Annotated in this window: 14 protein-coding genes and 1 tRNA gene; 12 read left to right on the forward strand and 3 right to left on the reverse strand. The window is 72.5% G+C overall.

Annotation, left to right across the window (positions count from 1 at the left end; genetic code table 11):
• The first annotated feature begins 4 nt into the window (after positions 1-4).
• From JOF36_RS40685 to JOF36_RS03280, 3 genes are all read left to right on the forward strand, one after another.
• On the forward strand, positions 5-961 hold the full coding sequence (locus JOF36_RS40685) for a ketopantoate reductase family protein (RefSeq protein ID WP_307862189.1): 957 nt from the start codon (positions 5-7) through the stop codon (positions 959-961).
• Positions 962-1,030: 69 nt separating this feature from the next.
• Complete coding sequence (locus tag JOF36_RS03275) at positions 1,031-1,669, forward strand: MSMEG_1061 family FMN-dependent PPOX-type flavoprotein (RefSeq protein ID WP_210024947.1); 639 nt, start codon at positions 1,031-1,033, stop codon at positions 1,667-1,669.
• 72 nt (positions 1,670-1,741) lie between these two features.
• Positions 1,742-2,104 (forward strand): hypothetical protein, encoded by a 363-nt coding sequence (locus JOF36_RS03280; protein WP_210024948.1) that lies wholly within the window; start codon positions 1,742-1,744, stop codon positions 2,102-2,104.
• Between the two features lie 226 nt (positions 2,105-2,330).
• Here JOF36_RS03280 and JOF36_RS03285 read toward each other — a convergent pair whose 3' ends face one another.
• Together JOF36_RS03285 and JOF36_RS03290 are read right to left on the reverse strand one after the other, a co-directional pair.
• On the reverse strand, positions 2,331-3,332 hold the full coding sequence (locus JOF36_RS03285; protein WP_210024949.1) for a mechanosensitive ion channel family protein: 1,002 nt from the start codon (positions 3,330-3,332) through the stop codon (positions 2,331-2,333).
• 391 nt (positions 3,333-3,723) lie between these two features.
• A tRNA-Gly gene (locus tag JOF36_RS03290) sits at positions 3,724-3,794 on the reverse strand.
• Positions 3,795-3,955: 161 nt separating this feature from the next.
• On the opposite strand from JOF36_RS03290, the gene JOF36_RS03295 reads away from it, so the two are divergent.
• From JOF36_RS03295 to JOF36_RS03305, 3 genes are read left to right on the forward strand one after another with little or no spacing between them, the layout of a single operon-like run.
• Positions 3,956-5,140, forward strand: a complete 1,185-nt coding sequence (locus tag JOF36_RS03295) for a UDP-N-acetylglucosamine 2-epimerase (protein ID WP_210024950.1) — start codon at positions 3,956-3,958, stop codon at positions 5,138-5,140.
• A gap of 23 nt (positions 5,141-5,163) precedes the next feature.
• Complete coding sequence (gene dcd / locus JOF36_RS03300; protein ID WP_210024951.1) at positions 5,164-5,748, forward strand: dCTP deaminase; 585 nt, start codon at positions 5,164-5,166, stop codon at positions 5,746-5,748.
• Positions 5,749-5,784: 36 nt separating this feature from the next.
• A complete protein-coding gene (locus JOF36_RS03305) occupies positions 5,785-6,825 on the forward strand; it encodes a hypothetical protein (RefSeq protein ID WP_210024952.1) in 1,041 nt (346 codons plus the stop codon).
• Positions 6,826-6,887: 62 nt separating this feature from the next.
• On the opposite strand, the gene JOF36_RS03310 is transcribed toward JOF36_RS03305, so the two are convergent.
• Entirely contained in the window at positions 6,888-9,332 is a 2,445-nt protein-coding gene (locus tag JOF36_RS03310; RefSeq protein WP_210024953.1) for a heterodisulfide reductase-related iron-sulfur binding cluster, read from the reverse strand.
• Between the two features lie 568 nt (positions 9,333-9,900).
• Between JOF36_RS03310 and JOF36_RS03315 the strand changes: the two genes are divergently transcribed.
• From JOF36_RS03315 to JOF36_RS03340, 6 genes are read left to right on the forward strand one after another with little or no spacing between them, the layout of a single operon-like run.
• Positions 9,901-10,176: a hypothetical protein gene (locus tag JOF36_RS03315; protein ID WP_210024954.1), complete on the forward strand. Its 276-nt coding sequence runs from the start codon at positions 9,901-9,903 to the stop codon at positions 10,174-10,176.
• Positions 10,177-10,179: 3 nt separating this feature from the next.
• Positions 10,180-10,989, forward strand: a complete 810-nt coding sequence (locus JOF36_RS03320; RefSeq protein ID WP_210024955.1) for a hypothetical protein — start codon at positions 10,180-10,182, stop codon at positions 10,987-10,989.
• The gene (locus JOF36_RS03325; protein WP_307862190.1) at positions 10,976-13,954 is read left to right on the forward strand and encodes an ATP-binding protein; all 2,979 of its coding nucleotides are present in this window, start codon (positions 10,976-10,978) and stop codon (positions 13,952-13,954) included. The genes JOF36_RS03320 and JOF36_RS03325 overlap by 14 nt, the downstream gene beginning before the upstream one ends.
• Entirely contained in the window at positions 13,951-15,861 is a 1,911-nt protein-coding gene (locus JOF36_RS03330; protein ID WP_210024957.1) for a hypothetical protein, read from the forward strand. The genes JOF36_RS03325 and JOF36_RS03330 overlap by 4 nt, the downstream gene beginning before the upstream one ends.
• Positions 15,851-16,447 (forward strand): hypothetical protein, encoded by a 597-nt coding sequence (locus tag JOF36_RS03335; protein WP_307862191.1) that lies wholly within the window; start codon positions 15,851-15,853, stop codon positions 16,445-16,447. The genes JOF36_RS03330 and JOF36_RS03335 overlap by 11 nt, the downstream gene beginning before the upstream one ends.
• A complete protein-coding gene (locus JOF36_RS03340) occupies positions 16,444-17,472 on the forward strand; it encodes a C40 family peptidase (protein WP_210024959.1) in 1,029 nt (342 codons plus the stop codon). The genes JOF36_RS03335 and JOF36_RS03340 overlap by 4 nt, the downstream gene beginning before the upstream one ends.
• Positions 17,473-17,491: the final 19 nt, after the last annotated feature.

Consider the following 17,491-nt stretch of genomic DNA (forward strand, 5'->3'; position numbering starts at 1 on the left):
GTACGTGGTGATCGGGGCGGGTGCCGTCGGCGGGACGATCGGTGCCCGTCTGCACGGAGCCGGCCGGGACGTCGTGCTGGTCGCCCGCGGCGCACACCTGGACGCGATCCGCTCGGACGGGCTGCGCCTGGACTCCCCCGACGGCTCGACGGTGCACCGGATCCCGGCCGTCGGGTCGGTTGCGGCGGTGCCCTGGGCGCCCGGCGACGTCGCGGTGCTCGCGGTCAAGTCCCAGGACACCGGCCCCGTGCTGGCGGAGCTGACCGCCGTCGCGCCCGGGGTCACCGTGGTCTGCGCGCAGAACGGCGTCGCCAACGAGCGGGCCGCCGCCGAGCGGTTCGACCGGGTGCAGGCGATGCTGGTGATCCTCCCGGCCGAGCACTACGAGCCGGGCGTGGTGATCGCGTCGTCCGCGCCGCTGGCCGGGGTGCTGGACGTCGGAACCCATCCGTCCGGTGCGGACGCGACGAGCGCGGCGATCGCCGCCGACCTCACCGCCGCGGGGTTCGCCTCCCGGGCCGACCCGGCCGTGATGGACGCCAAGTACGGCAAGCTCCTCACCAACCTCGGCAACGCGGTGGACGCGATCTGCGGGGTCGCCGACCCGGTCGCCCGGCGGGTGATCGAGGCGGCCACCGCCGAGGGCGAGGCCTGTTTCGCCGCCGCAGGGATCACCGCCCGTACCGGTGACGACGACCGGGTCCGCCGCGCGGGAATCATCACCGAGCAGCCGGTCGCCGGGCAGTCGCGCCGCGGGTCGTCGTCCTGGCAGAGCCTGTCCCGCGGGGCCGGCTCGATCGAGGCCCGGTACCTCAACGGTGAGATCATCGCCCTGGGCTCGACGTACCGGGTCCCGACCCCGGTGAACGCCGAGGTGCTGCGCGTGGCCGAGGAGATGGCCGCCGCCGGGGAGCCGCCCGCCTCGCGCCCGGCCGCCGACCTGCTCACCGTGGTGGGATGACGCCCGGCGTCTGCGGCCGTAGCCGAAAGGACGACGACCATCCGCCGCGCGGTACCTACCGTGGGGCCCATGACCAGCGCGCCGGAGGACACCGCGACCGAGATCCGCACCCTCGCCGACCTGCAGGCGATCACCGGGGAGCCGATGGCCCCGGCGATCGCCAAGGAACGCGACCACCTGCAGAAGACGCACCGCGAGTGGCTGGCGGTCTCCCGGTTCGTGCTGCTGGCGACCTCCGGCGCGGACGGCACCTGCGACGTCTCACCGAAGGGCGATCCCGCCGGCTTCGTGCACGTCGTCGACGACCACACGGTCGTGATCCCGGAGCGCCCCGGCAACGGCCGCGTCGACGGCTGGCGCAACGTCCTGGAGAACCCGCACGTCGGCCTGCTCTTCCTGGTGCCGGGCCGCTCCGACACGCTCCGGATCAACGGCCGGGCCCGCCTCGTGCAGGACGCGGACTACTTCGACACGCTCGCGGTGAAGGGCAGGCGCCCGCTGCTCGCCTGCGAGATCGCCGTCGACCAGGTGTTCTTCCACTGCCCCAAGGCATTCATGCGCTCCGAGCTGTGGCGGACGGACAGCTGGCCGGGGAAGGACCGGCTCCCCTCGGTCGCCGCGATCGCCAAGGAGTTCGCCCGGCCGGACGAGCCGTTGGACAAGCTCGAGGAGTACTACGGGGCGGGCCTCGCCGAGCGGCTGTACTGACCCCGCCCGCGGGGCTCGGGGGTCATGCACGTTACATCGAAACCGCAGGTCAGTACCTGGACAATGAGATGTGTGAGTACCCCCGTCCCGCCGCTGATGCGGTCCCTGCGCGCCCTGCTGACCGCCGTTGTCACCGCGCTCGCGATCCCGGTCGTGCTCGCGGCGGGTGCCGCGCTGCCGCCGGGTGCCGTGCTGGCGGGCGTGGTGCTGGCGGTCTTCGTCGGGGCGGTCGTCCGCACGCTGTCCTGGGTGGCCGCTGAGCCCACCGGCGACCGGGCGAACTCGCTCGCGATCACCTCCGGGCTGGGCGCCGGCGCCGCCGCCGTCGGCCTGAGCGTGTTCGCCGTGCTCGCCGGCCCGGTCGTCCTGGTGCTGATCCCGCTGGTCACGGCGGCCGGTGCCGGGGCCTGGTGGATCGGGCGCCCCGCGCTCTGACCCGGCCCGTCCGCGAAGATCACCAGTTGTGGAGTGCGGCGCACGTCGGACGTACGCCGCACTCCACAACCGGGGATCACCGGGTTGCCGGCCCCTGATCCGCTCGGCCGGCCGCGTGCCGCCCGGACCCGTCCTCCCGAGCGCCGGGGGCAGGGCCGCCGAGAAACCGACGAAAAGGGCGTCGCCGGGAACTCCCGACGACGCCCTGTCCGCGCAGCTGAGTTGATCAGCCCTGCTTGACGGCGCCGCTGCCGTTGACCGGCAGCAGGGGGTAAGCGACGGCGATGCCCGCCGCGTCGAAGCTGCCCTTGAGATGCCCGCGCAAGGCGCGGCCGAGGCTCCACTGCTCGCCCGGCTTGGTCTTGACGATGATCCGCACGGTGACGGACCCGTTGCCGATGCCGACCACACCGCTGAGGTCCGGCTTCTCCAGGATCTTCGCCTTGTGCTCGGATTTTTCGGCGAACTCGGAGATGCTCGCGCGGATCACCGTCTCGGCGTGGGACACGTCGACGCTGTAGTCCAGCGGGATCTCCACGACGGCGTTGGCCCAGTCCTGGTTCATGTTGCAGACGCGCATGATGTTGCCGTTGCGCACGTGCCACAACCCGCCGTCGAGGTCGCGGATCTTGGTGACGCGCAGCGTCACGTCCTCCACGGTGCCCACGGCGTCACCGACGTCGATCACGTCTCCGACGCCGTACTGATCCTCGATCATCATGAAGATGCCGGACATGAAGTCCTGCACGAGGTTCTGTGCGCCGAACGCGACCGCCAGCCCGACCACGCCGGCGCTGGCCAGGATCGGCCCGAGATTGATGCCGACCTCACCGAGCATCATGATGAAGCCGACGCCGAAGATGATCGCCGAGGCGATGCTGCGCAGCACCGAGCCGATCGTCATCGCCCGCTGTTCCTGGCGCGCCTGCGCATCCCCGGAGGACTCGGACTTCTGCACGACGATGCTGTTAGCCCTCGCCCTGGCCTTGGCCTGGCTGATCCGCTGATGCGACGCCACCATCCGTTTGACGCCATGGGTGATGAGACGGCCCACCACGGCGCGCAGCACCAGTACGAGCACCAGGATCAGCAAGATGTTGATCAGGCCGGAGATGAACGCGCTGCTGTTCTCGGTGAACCAGCTCACCAGGGGTCCGGCTTGCTGCAGCGCCGTGCCGGGGCTGACCGCCACGGCATCCGCTTCCGAAGGACTGATGGGGAGCGGCAAGGTGCCACCTTTCTCGCCCGGGCGTGCCCGGTGTGATCACTTGGTCGGCGGGCTGATCCAGCTACCCGGTTCCGTGCTCACACCACCGCCGCGCTGCGGGGCCGGAGCCGGCAGGCGCGGACCAGCCGATGCTCCATCGTGTCAACGGCCTCTGCGCCGGTGTCCCCGGGGGCGGCCGGAACGAGATCTACGGTGGTGGAGCGCATGCCATAACGGGTGATCACCGGGCACAGCTCCGGCCGACCGCACGGCGACGAGTACGAGCCACCGGTCGCAGGTGGAGGTGAGCTGTCCGAATCGCACAGGGATCGCATGCGGCGCTGATCCGACCGAACGACGAAGGCCCAGGTCTCGACGGGATGTACCCGCTGACCTGGGCCTTCGTGTTGCGAGCGGATGACGGGAATCGAACCCGCGTATTCAGCTTGGGAAGCTGATGTTCTACCATTGAACTACATCCGCATGGCGTGAGATCACCCTAGCACCACGCCACCGGCATCTGTCACGGACCATCAGGGGTCCGGTCGCCGCACGAACCGACCTCCCGGCGCGCACGTCTCGACCCGGTCGCAGGTGGTCCCGCAGACTCCAGCCGTCGGTCAGGCCCGACGGGAGGAATCACGATGAGCGTGTTCGATCCGCTGATGAGCGGAGCGGTCGGCGAGGTGCCGGAGCACGAGCACGACATCCTTCTCATCGCCGGGAGCCGCCCCGAGGTCGCCCGTCTGGCGCCCGTCGCGGCCGCCGTCGCCGCCGCGGACCGCATCTGCGGCATCACCGTCGCCACCGGGCCCGACCCGATGGGCGTGCACGAGGCGTTCGAGGCGCTCGGCGTCCCGGCTGACATCACGATCCTGCTGCCCGCCGACGTCGGCCCCGGCATGGCGGCCGTCGCCGCGGCGCTGTTCACCCGGCTCGACCAGCTGCTGGTCGACCAGGACCCGTCCGCGGTCCTGGTGCACGGCGGTGGGCTGGCGGCTGCGGTCGCCGCGTCCGTCGCGTTCTGGCGTCGGATCCCGATCGTGCACATGCAGGCGGGCATGGGGACCGACGACCTGCTGTGTCCGTTCCCACAGGAGGCGCACCGCCGGGTGATCGGCCAGCTCGCGTCGCTGTTCCTGACGACGAGCGGATCCGCGCTCGGCAGCCCGCTCGGTCCGAACGTGCTCACCATCGGCGACACGATCAACTCGCTGCCCGGCCCGGCGGACCCGGGTTGCGCGGCCGCCCTGGAGCGGGTGCACGACGCGCACCGCAGGCTCGTGCTGGTGGACCTGGAGCGGCCGTCGTCGTCACCGGTCGTCGACGGGCTGGCCGACCTGCTCGAGCGCTACCCGCGCGTCGAGTTCGTGGTGACCGGGGCGCTCGCGACCGAAGAGCCGGCGATGTCGCTGGCGGCGCATCCGCGGGTCACCGTCGTTCCCGAGCCGGGGCCGACCGACGAGCTGGCGGTGCTCGCCGCCGCGACCGTCCTGGTCAGCGACGACCACGAGCTCGTCGGCGACGCACCCGGCCTCGGCACCCTCGCGGTGCTGGTCGACGGGCCGAACGTCCCGCAGCCGGGCGACTCGATCCGCAGCATCGCCGCGCAGGACGCCGCCGCGGCCGTCGCCCAGATTCTCGACGGTGACCACGGCCGCCGGTCGGCGTCGTCGGACGGTCTCGAGGCGGCCCGGGCCGAGCAGGCGGTGGCCTGGATGTTCGGGCTGTGCCGCTCGCCGCAGCTCCCCGACGACGGTCCCGCCGGCGAGGACGGCCTGCACGGTGCCGGCGGATCCTCCTCGGAGGAGGAGTCGTCGGAGGCCTGAGCGCCGCTCGCTAGGGTGTGCGGGTGCTGCTCTCCGACGGCGACCTGCGCAAGGAGATCGACTCCGGGCGGCTGGTGCTCGACCCGTGGGATATCGAGATGCTCCAGCCGTCCAGCATCGACGTCCGGCTGGACCGGTACTTCCGGGTGTTCCAGAACTCCCGCTACACCCACATCGACCCGGCTCAGCAGCAGGACGAGCTGACCACCCCGGTCGAGACGCCGGACGGCGCGTCGTTCGTGCTGCATCCCGGCGAGTTCGTGCTCGGCTCGACGTTCGAGCGGGTGGGTCTGCCCGACGACCTGGCCGGGCGGCTGGAGGGCAAGAGCTCGCTCGGGCGTCTGGGCCTGCTCACCCACTCCACGGCCGGGTTCATCGACCCCGGCTTCACCGGGCACATCACGCTCGAGCTCTCGAACGTGGCGAACCTGCCGATCACCCTCTGGCCCGGTATGAAGATCGGCCAGCTGTGCCTGTTCCGGCTGTCCAGCCCGGCCGAGCGGCCCTACGGCAGCGAGGGCGTCGGCTCCCGCTACCAGGGTCAGCGGGGCCCCACACCGTCCCGGGCCTTCCGCAGCTTCCACCGCTCGGACACCCGCCGAACCTGACGGTCGCTGGGCTCCGGCTCGCTACGCTGGCCGGTGATGGACGCCGACCGCAGTTCGCCGCCGGACGACCGTGACCCCTGGGCGACCGGGCGGCGCCGCTCCGGGCGCCCCGACCGCGGCCGCCGGCCGACGTCGGCCCCTGCCGGGCAGGCGCTCGAGCGGCGTGCCACCGACGCCCCGCGCGCGGACGATCCGGGTCCCCCGGTCGTCGAGGGTTCGGTCTCCGAGCCGGTACCCGGCGCACCCGGGGCGGGGCCGTCGGAGGACCCGTGGCGGCACTGGCGCAGGCTCCGGCCCCGCACCCTCCGCGGCGCGAGCGCGCTCGGGATCGTCGGCACCGCCGTCGTCCTCCTCCCGTTCCTCGACGAACCGGACCGCTGGTGGATCCCGGTGGGGCTCGGTTTCGGCACGCTGGTCCTGCTCGCCCTGCTGCGGCTCGACCGGCTGCTGAACGGCTGGGCCCCGCACGTGGCGGGCGCCGTGCTGGTGGGGGCCCTCGTGTACGGGACGGCGCAGAACCCGTGGGCGTGGGGTTTCGCGCTGAGCGCGGGCGTGATCGTGGCCGGGCTGCTCCGGCTGCCGCGCCGGCGGCTCCTGGCGGCCGGCGCGGTGCTGCTCGTGCTGTCCGGCATCGGGTACACGTTCCGGTCGATGGAGATCCGCGAGGACCAGGCGCGGATCGATGCCCAGGCCGGCGCGCAGATGCGGACCGCGCTCGGCGTCGACCGTCCGCAGCTCGCCCTGGTCGCGCTCGACACCGGCGTCGCCGCCGGCAACGCGTCCCGGGTCTGCCGGGTCGCCCAGGACCCGGCGATCGAGCAGCTGCGGGCCGCCACCGGGGCCGCGACCTGTGAGGACGCCGTCGCCGTCCTGCACGGCCGGGTCCCGGCCGGCGCGGAGATCACGCGGCCGGACCGGGAGTCCGAACCGGACGTCCCGCCCGGCGGGACGACGACCGTCGACGGCTGTGACTCCGCCTGGGGGGCGGCCGCCGGCCCGCAGCTGGGCCGGGTGCTGCTCACCCGCACCGACGCCGCGAAGCCGACCTTCCAGGTCAGTTCGTTCGAACCCTGCTGACCGCGCAACGCCGGACGGCCGGGCGCCCGTGCGGGTGCCCGGCCGTCCGGTCGTCGTGCGGCTCAGTTCTCGTTCGAGCGCTCCTGCTTCGCCTGCTCCGGGGTGGACCCGTTCGGCGAGCCGTCACCCGACGACTGCGCCGTCCCGGTGCTGGCCGCCCCGTCCGAGCCGGCCGGGGCCGGGTTCTGGGCCGCCGACTCCTCGGCGACCTCTGCGTCCGGGGTCGCGACGGCCGGGGTCTCGGTCGTCGGCGCGTCCTCGGCGGTGGCGTCGGCGGCCGGCTCGGGCTCCGGTGCCGGGTCGCCGCGGCGGACGGAGGTCAGCAGCATCTGCGACACGTCCTTGACCTGCACGGACTCGCCGACGGTCTGGTTGACGCCGTCGGTCATCATCGTGCGGCAGAACGGGCAGCCCACAGCCAGGGTGCCGGAGGGCTCGCTGCCGCCGCCGGCCTTGGTGAGGGTGTCGGCGGCCTCCTCGGCGCGGGTGAAGTTGATCCGCTGCCCGATGCGCTCCTCCATCCACATCCGGGCGCCACCGGCACCGCAGCACATCGACCGTTCGGCGTGGCGGGGCATCTCCGACAGGGTCGCGCCTGCGGCCCCGACCAGGTCACGGGGGTCCTCGTAGACCTCGTTGTGCCGGCCCAGGTAGCAGGGGTCGTGGTAGGTGACCGGGCCCGACTCCTCACCCGCAGGGGCGGAGACCGGCACCAGCTTCTTCTCCCGCACCAGCTTGTTCAGCAGCTGGGTGTGGTGCACGACCTCGTAGTGCCCGTCGAGCTGCGGGTACTCCCGGCCCAGGGTGTTGAGGCAGTGCGGGCAGGTCGTGACGATCTTGCGGGTACCTGGCTCGCGCCCCTCGAAGACACCGTTGAGGACCTCGACGTTCTGCTGCGCGAGCATCTGGAACACGAACTCGTTGCCCGAGCGCCGAGCCGGGTCACCGGTGCAGGTCTCGCCCGAGCCGAGCACCGCGAAGTCGACCCCGGCGCGGTGCAGCAGCTCCGCGGTGGCCTGCACGGTCTTCTTCTGGCCGTCGTCGAACGCGCCGGCGCAGCCCACCCAGAACAGGTACTCGGTCTCGGCCGGCAGCTCGCTCTCGACGACCGGGACCTCGAAGTCGAGACCCTTGGTCCACTCCAGGCGGTCCTTCGCGTTCTGGCCCCAGGGGTTGCCCTTGTTCTCCAGGTTCTTGAACAGGCTGTTGAGCTCGGTCGGGAACTCGGACTCGATCATGACCTGGTAGCGGCGCATGTCGACGATGTGGTCGACGTGCTCGATGTCGACCGGGCACTGCTCGACGCACGCACCGCACATCGTGCAGGACCACAGGATGTCCGGGTCGATCACACCGAGGACGTCCTCGCCGCCGATCAGCGGGCGCTCGGCGGCGTTGCGGGCCGACTCGGGGATCGCGGCCAGGCGGGCCTCGGCGTCGTCGCCGGTGATTCCGACCTCGTCACCGGCCATGTCCTTCGAGCCGCCGGCGAGCAGGTACGGGGCCTTCTCGTAGGCGTGGTCACGCAGCGCGTTGACCAGCAGCTTCGGCGAGAGCGGCTTCTCGGTGTTCCAGGCCGGGCACTGGGACTGGCAGCGGCCGCACTCGGTGCAGGTGGTGAAGTCGAGCAGGCCCTTCCAGGTGAAGTCCTCGACCTTGCCCGCCCCGAAGACGTCCTCGTCGGGGTCGGCCTCCTCGAAGTCGAGCGGCTTGCCGCCCGACATCATCGGCTTGACCGCGCCGAGGGCCTTGTAGCCGTCGTCGTTGCGCTTGAAGTAGATGTTGGGGAACGCGGTGAACCGGTGCCAGGCCACACCCATCGTGGGCTTCGCGGCGATCACGATCAGCCAGATCGTCGCCGAGAGCACCTTCACCGTCGCGAACACCGTGACCAGCGTCGGCGACGCGGGCAGGACCGTGCCGAGCGCCTTGGACACCGGTGCCGACCACGCCGGTACGTCGAACGCACCGAGCGCGGACTTGGCGCCGCGCACCACGAGGATGCCCAGACCCTCGAGGAACACGATCGCCTCGACGAAGTACGCGCGGCCCTGGTAGGAGCCGTAGAAACGCGACATCCGGCCCTGGCTGCGCGGGTGGTTGAGCTGCCGGATCACGATCAGCACCGCGATGCCGACCACGGTGCCGACACCGAGGATCTCCACGAACAGGCTGTAGACCGCCCACTCGCCGATCAGCGGCAGGTGCCAGGTCGGGTTCCAGACCTCGACGAACGCCTCGATCAGGGCCAGGAACAGCCCGCCGAAGCCGACCATCACCAGCCAGTGGAAGACACCGATGTGGCTCCACTTGAGCATCCTGGTGTGGCCCAGGGTCTCCTTGAGCATCGTGGCGAACCGTGGCCAGAACGGGCCGGTGCGGGTCGGGTCCGGCTCACCGAGCCGGATGATCGACACCATCTTCGCGACGGTCCGTGCGACCAGCACGACCGCGACGATCGCCGACACCACCGTGACGGTGCCGAACACGTACTGCACCCAGGTCATGTGGTGGAACCTCCCTTGAGAGCACCCGGCCCGACAGCTGTACGGGGTCGTGCCGGCCGGGGACGGGCGCCGTCCTGGGCGCTGTCGTCGCGGCGGAACGGGACGGGAATCGTGAACCGGTGATGGAGGGCCGGCCGGCGGAGGACGCGCGGTCGTGCGCACGGCGGACCGTGCCGCCGGGACCGGGCGGGCCTCTCCATTGCAGCTCCTCCTCGAACATCGCCATCGCGTTGATGTGGTGGGACGCGACGGCGGTCGGGCGAAGGGTAGTGCGCCCGGACGCCGCGTGCGCTGCCCCCTCGGATGACGGGTGACGCCTTGTTACCGAACAGTAGCCATCGTTGACCATGACATTTCCGGCCGGGAGAGCCCTAGGGCGGGCCCGGAGGTGAGGTAGGAGTCACGCTCGCCGGCGACAGTGCTCTGTTCGGCCGACCGTGTCCAACCGAACGCGCTGCGTGGCGTTCACGCCGGGCGTACGGACCACTCCTCTACTATCACCGTCGAGTCTCGTGGTCTACTCGCCTGCGGGAGTGACCGGGACAAAGCGGATCCGCAAGGAGGAGCTGTGAAGACCTCGTTCGAGGCGATCCAGCTGGTGCTCGCGCAAGGCGAGCTGACGACGGTCAATCTCCGCGACTGGATCACGAACAACATCGTGCCGCTGATCCTGCTCGCGATCGCTGTGATCCTGCTCTGGATCGGCGGCCGGGGTGACAACGCCGGCGTCGCCCGGCGCAGCGTCGGACTGCTGGTGGGCCTGATCGCCCTGGGTATCGCCGTGACCGGCAACGGTCCGGCCGTCGGTCAGGCGCTGGCCAATCTGCTCGTGTCCACGGGCTGATCCGTGCTGGTACGCACGGACGACGAGGTCTACCGCGTCGACGCGGTCTGGCTCGGCCCGCCACGGGCCACGTTTCCCTGGCGGGCCCGGTATGTGAGCTACGGCGTCGGGCTCCTCGTCATCATGGTGATCATGATGATCCAGCGGCAGCTGGGCATCGGCCTGGACTTCTTCTCGGTCGCCTGGGCCCTGGTGGGGACGGTCGCGGTCACCCGGTTCCTCGGACAGAAGATCAACTACGAGCGCCCGCTGGGCCAGGTCCTCGGCCAGTTCTGGGCCGAGGTGACGGGGCCGCGCGCCGGCCGGAAGCCGGCCCGCGGTTCGGTGCGGGCCGGTCACGTCCGGGTGCACACGTCCCGGGCGCACCCCGGGGCACCGGCCCGCGGCGCGCAACCGCGCCCCTGGCGGGTGTCCGGCCGCGCCGGCACACCGGAGGTCTCGCGCGCCACGGACGGGTCGCTCGGCAGGCCCGTCGCGACGAAGGGCCCGCTCCGCGCGGGGTCCCCGGCGTCCCGGACACCCCGTGCGGCCGAGCCGGTGGTCGTCGAGGTGCCCGGCGCGGTGGAGCCCCGGCCCGCGTGGCCCGGGGACGACGACGCCTCTCCCGCGGTGGACGCCTCTCCTACGGTGGACGACGCCTCTCCCGCGGTGCCGGAACGCGTCGTCCCCCCGCTGCCCGAGCCGGGCAGCGCGCCGAAGCCGGGCCGCTTCCGCAAGGCCCGTGGCCGGATCCGCGGCCGGGGCACGACCGCCCCGGCGCGCACCAGCCGTCCGGAACCGTGGACCAGGGGTGGCCACCGTGGCCGCTCCTGAGAAGACCTCGCGCCGGGCGCGCAGGCGGGGTCGCGCCCGGGCGGGCGAGAGCGGATCGGACTACACGCCGACCATCGCGCTGCGCTCCATCGACGGCCACCTGACGCGCACCGGGACCCAGGTCATGGCCTGGTACCGGCTCGCGGCGCAGGCCTGGAGCTTCCGCAGCGACAACCAGCGCGAGGTGCTGATCCGCCAGATCGCCGCGCAGCTCGGCGAGCTGCAGGGCCGCTGGCTGCACCTGCGCGTCACGACCCGGCCGTACCCGGTGCACATGTGGGCGGAGTCGTTCGACCAGAACGCCATCGGCCGGTTGCCCGACGTCCCCGGGGCGCTCGGCTGGGACGGGTTCCTGGAGGGCGAGCAGCGGCACCTCATGGGTCTGTCGATGGCCGACAAGGAGGTCTTCCTCGGCATCGAGGTCTCCGGTCGCGGCCTGCTCGACCGCTGGGTGGAGCGTGCGGCCCCGATCCTCGACAGGATCGCGCCGTCCGCGGTGCGGGCCGAGCTCGCCGCCCTGGAGTCCGAGGTCAGCCATCTCGACGTCCTCGTCGCCGGTTCCGGGCTCGACGCCGTCCCCGCCAGTGCCGAGGACATGGCCTGGCTGATGCACCGCTCGGTCGCGCTCGGCCTGCCCGCGCCGCGCGGGCTGTCGTCGGTGCCGCGCGGGGTGAGCACCTGGGAGGCCGAGGATCTCGCCGCCTTCACCGAGGGCGTCGACCTGCACCAGGAGCCCTACGCGCCGACCGTGCAGGTCGTCGGGCGGATGCGGTCGCAGGCCGTGTCGCGCAACGTCGCCGTGCTGTCGGTGGGCCTGATGGAGGGCCTGCGCATCCCCGAGGTCGACGACCCGTGGATGCAGCACTCGGACCGGTTGCCCTTCCCCGTCGAGTGGTCCGCGCGGATCTACGTGCGCCGGCCGGAGGACGTCACGGGCGAGCTGCAGCGCCAGATGGGCAAGGTGCGCAGCCAGATCCGGCACTACACGCACGACCACGACCTCGATCCGCCGATGTCGCTGGCCCGCCAGGCCGACCGTGTCCTCGAGGTCGAGGACGAGCTCACCACCGGGCTCACCCAGCTCAACACCCGGATCTCCGGCTGGTGGCGGATCGCCGTCTCCGGCCGCGACGAGGCCGAGGCCACCACCCGCGCCCAGCAGGTCGTCGACCTGTACCGGCCGAAGGTCCAGATCGAGCACCCCGAGGCCCAGTACCGCTACGCCCGCGAGTTCATCCCCGGCGAACCCCTCGCATCGACGGCGTACCGGCGCCGTGGGTCGGTCACCTGGGCCGCGGCCGGGGTGCCCGCCGCCACCGCGAGCGTCGGGGACCGGCGCGGGATCATGCTCGGCGAGACCTGCACCGCGACCCGTCGTCCGGTCGCGTGGGACCCGTGGCTGGCCCAGGAGGTGCGACGGGCGTCCGGCCTGACCGCGGTCGTCGGTGGCCTGGGGTCCGGGAAGTCGTTCCTGACCGGGCTGGTCGTGTACAAGTCGCTGCGCGGCGGGGCGCGCTGGACGGTCCTCGACCCGTCCGGGCCGCTGGCCGAGCTGGCCCGGCTGCCGGAGCTGGCACCGTTCTCCCGGCACATCAACCTGCTGCGGGCCGACCCGGGCATCCTCAACCCGTACCGGGTGGTCGCTGAGCCACGCCGGGACCACTTCGCCGACGACGAGGACCCCGAGCAGGCCTGGAAGCGGGAACGCTCGCTGGCCGCCGCCACGCGCCGACGGCTGGTCCTCGACGTGCTGTCCGGCCTGCTGCCCTACGAGGTCTCCCGGCAGCCGCACACCCGGATCGTGCTGCTGCGGGCGGTCCGCGAGGTCGGCGGTTCGCCCGACCGGCACCCCGGCATGGTGATCGACACGCTGCGCCGGCACGCTGCCGACGGTGAGGAGCACGCCGGCGTCGTCGCCGACTTCCTCGACGAGCGCCGCGAGCTCCCCCAGGCCGCGCTGCTGTTCCCGGACGAGACCCGCGACGACCCCTGGCACGCCGACCGTGACTACCGGCTGACGGTGCTGACCATGCAGGGGCTGTCGCTGCCCCGGCCCGGCAGCCCGCGCGAGGAGTGGACGGACAACGAGTCGCTCGGCGTCGAGCTGCTGAACCTGGCGTCCTGGCTGACCCAGCGCACGATTTACGACGCCGACCGCAACCTGCGCAAGGGCGTCGCGCTCGACGAGACGCACTTCCTGTCGCAGGTGCCCACCGGCAAGGTGCTGATCGACCGGCTCGCCCGGGACTCCCGCAAGTTCAACGTCCGGGCGCTGTTCGCGTCGCAGCTGGCGGGCGACCTGCTGCGGGTGTCCGGGTTCGCATCGCTGGTCAACGCGGTGTTCGTCGGCCGGACCGACGACGAGGAGGCCCAGGCCGAGGCGCTGCGGCTGCTGCGGGTGCCCACCGGGGTCGGCTACGAGGAGATGCTCGGGACGCTGTCCCCACGCCCCCGGCACGACGACCGCCCGGACGACACCCCGCGCCAGTTCGTCTTCGCCGACGGCCACGGCGGCGTCGAGAAGATCCGGATCGACCTGGAGGCGCCCCATCTGGAACACGTGCGGGAGGCGCTGGACACCAACCCGGACGCCGCCCGCGTGGCCGCGCCCCGGGCGTCCGGGCCGGAGATGAACGCGCCGGACGAACCGGAGCCGCTGCCGGCCGCGCCGCGCCAGGCGCTGCCGCCCGCGCTGCCCGACCTGGACGGGGACGACCTCGATGATGTCGACACCCGGATCGGGCCCGGCGATGCCGATCCGATGCTGGTCAGTGGCGTGCGGGCAGCCGGGGTGCAGGTCGTCTCGGCGGACAGGGCGGATCTCTCCGGCGCCGAGCTCTACGACGACGAGCAGATCGATCTGCTCGACGAGTTCGACGAGGACTGGGTGGTGGACGAGCCGTCCGCCGCCGCGCGCAACGGTGCCGGGCACCGGCCGGACGATCCCGGCGGGAACGGGCGGTGACGGACGGGCTTGACCCGTCCGGAGGAGCCGGTCTCTGGGTCGTGCTGGGGGTGCTGGTCGCCGCGGTGCTGGCCGCCGTCCACCGCGGTCGCCGCCGCGGCGCGCCCGCCCGCCCGCGACACCGCCGCCGGGCGCTGCTCGTCGTCGCGGCGCTGGTCGGGGGCACGCTCCTGATCGGTTCGCCGGCGATGGCCCAGGCACTGGACTGCAAGACCCCGCCGGAACCGGACCGCCCCGGTACCGGGCTCGTCGGGTCGCTGGACCGGCCGTCGGCGTTGCACGGTGAGATCGGCAGCGTCTACGAGGAGGTCGGCTACGCCGGCCTGGTCTGGCACAACTACGACCTCGGCTGCGCGGCGTCCGGGGTGCTGAACCCGTCGGTCACGACCGACACCTGGCTCGGCAACCAGGTCTTCAACCTGGCCAAGCTCACCGTCGGCGGCGTCAACTGGGCGCACTACCTGATCGCCGACGGCGGCGCGCTCTTCGAGCCGCTCGACACGGTCATCACCACCGCGACGCGGGCGATGTACGAGACGGTGTTCACCACCTGGGTCGGGCTCGCCCTGCTCGGCTTCGCCATCATCATCCTGCTCCTGGCGATGCGCGGAGAGCTGGCCCGCCAGGCCCAGCGCACCGGGATCGCGGTCCTCGCCCTGATGATCGGTTCCGCCGCCTACCTCGCCCCGGTGGACTGGTCGCGAGCCGCCGACGACCTGCTGCTCGACGGCGTCACGCAGATGCAGGAGGGCTTCCTCGGCCAGGTCGGGCTCGGTACCCGGGACACCCTGCCGACCGTGCTGGTCGACCAGGTCGTCTACCAGAACTGGCTGCGGGGCACCTTCGGCGCACCGGACGTCCCGCAGGCCCAGGACCTGGGCCGCGACCTGCTGCGGGCGCAGGCGTTCACGATCGACGAGGTCGACCAGGGACAGGACACCGCCGAGACGACCGAGCGGAAGAAGGCCGACTACGCGGCGATCGCCGACCGGATGGGCGACCGCTACACCTACTTCACCGGGGCGTCGGGCAGCCGGATCGGGGCCGGGACCCTGGCACTGATCCAGGCCGCCTGCATCGCGCTGTTCCAGCTACTGGCGAAGGTGCTGGTACTGGTCGCGCTGCTGATCATCCGGTTGCTCGTGGTGTGCGCGCCCGCCGTCGCCGTCGTCGCGCTGCTGAAACCGGACATCATCCCGGCGGTCCTGCGCATCGGTGGTGCCGCCGTGGTGAACACCCTGGTCGTGGGTGCGCTGGCCGGGTTGCACGCGTTGCTGGTGGTGTCGCTGTTCGCGCCCGGCTCCGGCATCGATCTGTGGCTCGCCCTGCTGGTCACCGGGGTCGTCACGCTGGTCATGTGGGCGATTGCGCGCCCGTTCCGACGACTGGTGTCCATGGTGTCGCTGACCCGTGAGCAGTTCGGCGGGATCGTCCCGGGTGCCGGCGACGGGCCGATGTCCAAGGTGTGGAACCGGATGCGCGGCCCGCTCCCGGGTGATGAGCGCCAGACGCGCTGGTGGTCCGAGCGCGGCACCGGAACCGGGTCGGGTGACTTCGATGCCGTCCGTCCGGAGGCGGAGACGGCCGCAGGCCCCGGTGCCCGGCCGTGGCGGCGCCGACCGCAGGCCGAGCTGCCGGAGTCGGGGCGCGACGCCCGGATCGCCGAGGCGCGGCGCGGGCAGCTACCGGTCGGAACGTCCGGCCGTCCGGACGCCGGCTTCCCGGGCCGCACCGACCCCGGGGAGGTCGACGACCGGTCGATCTACCGGCGCGACGACGCGGGCCCGCGCCGCCCCGGGGACCCGGCGCCGGTGACACCCGAGCTGGTCGACGGCGTCCCCGTCTACAAGATCTACCGACCGCGGGCCGCGCGGACCGACGACCGCTGGGGTGGCCGTGCCGATTAGGTCCCCGCGCGGCCGGGCGGCCGCCTACCGTGCGGTCTGGCAGTGGCCGCTGCGCTCCCCCGCCCGGCTGGCCGTCTCGGTCCTGGTGCTCGGGACCCTCGTGTTCGGGCTGGTCCACCTCGGTGGCCAGGTCGGGGGCGGTGCGTCCGGCGGTGGCCCGGCGGACGGGCAACAGGGTGAACGCTGGGACGCCGGGGGCTCGGGGGTCTCCGCCACGCCGACACCGACGATGCTCCCGCCGGTCGCCGGGCTGACCCCCGAGGCGCTGCCGCTGGACCAGGCACCGGCGCCGGCGCTCGAGGTCGCGCGGGTGTGGGCGTCGGCGTGGGTCAACCACCCCGACGGGATCACCTCGCAGCAGTGGCTCGCCGGGTTGCGGCCGTACACGACCGACGAGTTCCTCGGTGTGCTCGCCAACGTCGACCCGGTCAACATCCCGGCGTCGCGGGTGACCGGGCCGGCGACCCCGACCCGGGTCGCCCCGAAGAGCGTCGAGGTCGCGGTGCCGACCGACACGCTCCGGCTGACGATCCTGGTCGTGGACACCGATGCGGGGTGGAAGGTGTCCCGCTACGACCGGGCATGAGCACGCCCTTCACCCGGGCGTTCCGGCCGCTGCGGCTGCTGCTGCCGTTCGTGGCCATCGGGTTGGCGCTGGTGGTGTTCCTGACCGTCGGGTTCCTGGCGTTCAGCCCGAACATCGGTGGGCGCCAGTCCGGTGCCGAGTGGTGTGACACCGGCATCTCCACGGCGACCGTCGGCCGCGGCGAGGGTGGCGGGGCCACCATCGAGACGCTCACCGACGAGCAGAAGCAGAACGCGGCCGCGATCATCTCGGTGGCCAAGGACATGGAGCTGCCGCCGCGGGCGTGGCTGGTCGCGCTGGCCACCGCGATGCAGGAATCCACCCTGCGCAACATCGACTACGGCGACCGGGACTCGCTGGGCCTGTTCCAGCAACGGCCGTCCCAGGGCTGGGGGTCGCCGGCCCAGGTGACCGACCCGGCGTACAGCAGCCGGATCTTCTACGAGCGCCTGCTGGAGGTGCCGGGCTGGGACAGCATGCCCGTCACCGTCGCCGCGCAGACCGTGCAGCGTTCCGCGTTCCCCGACGCCTACGCCAAGTGGACGCCCCTGGCGACCTCGATCGTCGAGCAGGTCGGCGACGTCGCGAACCCGACCGGGTGCGAGCCCGGAACCACCGGTGCCCTGCCGCCTGGCGCCGCGGGCGCCGCGATCGGGTTCGCACTGGGTGAGCTGGGCAAACCGTACGTGTGGGGCGCGACCGGTCCGAACGCCTACGACTGCTCCGGCCTGCTGATGCGTGCCTACGAGGCCGCCGGGATGACGATCCCGCGGGTGTCACGAGACCAGTACAACTCCGGCGGTCACCTGCCGGTACGTGAGATGCAGCCCGGCGACTTCCTGTTCTACGCCCACGATCCTTCGGACCCGACCACGATCTACCACGTCACGATGTACATCGGCGACGACAAGATGGTGGAGGCCCCGAACAAGAACCACCCGGTGCGCGTGCAGCCGGTGCCGTGGGACTTCGAGGACCTCGTGCCGCTGGCCACCCGGCCGGGGACGACGCCGAATCCCGCCTGACGCCGGATCCCGCCTGACA

Source organism: Pseudonocardia parietis, from assembly GCF_017876315.1.
GTDB classification, from domain to species: Bacteria; Actinomycetota; Actinomycetes; order Mycobacteriales; family Pseudonocardiaceae; genus Pseudonocardia; species Pseudonocardia parietis.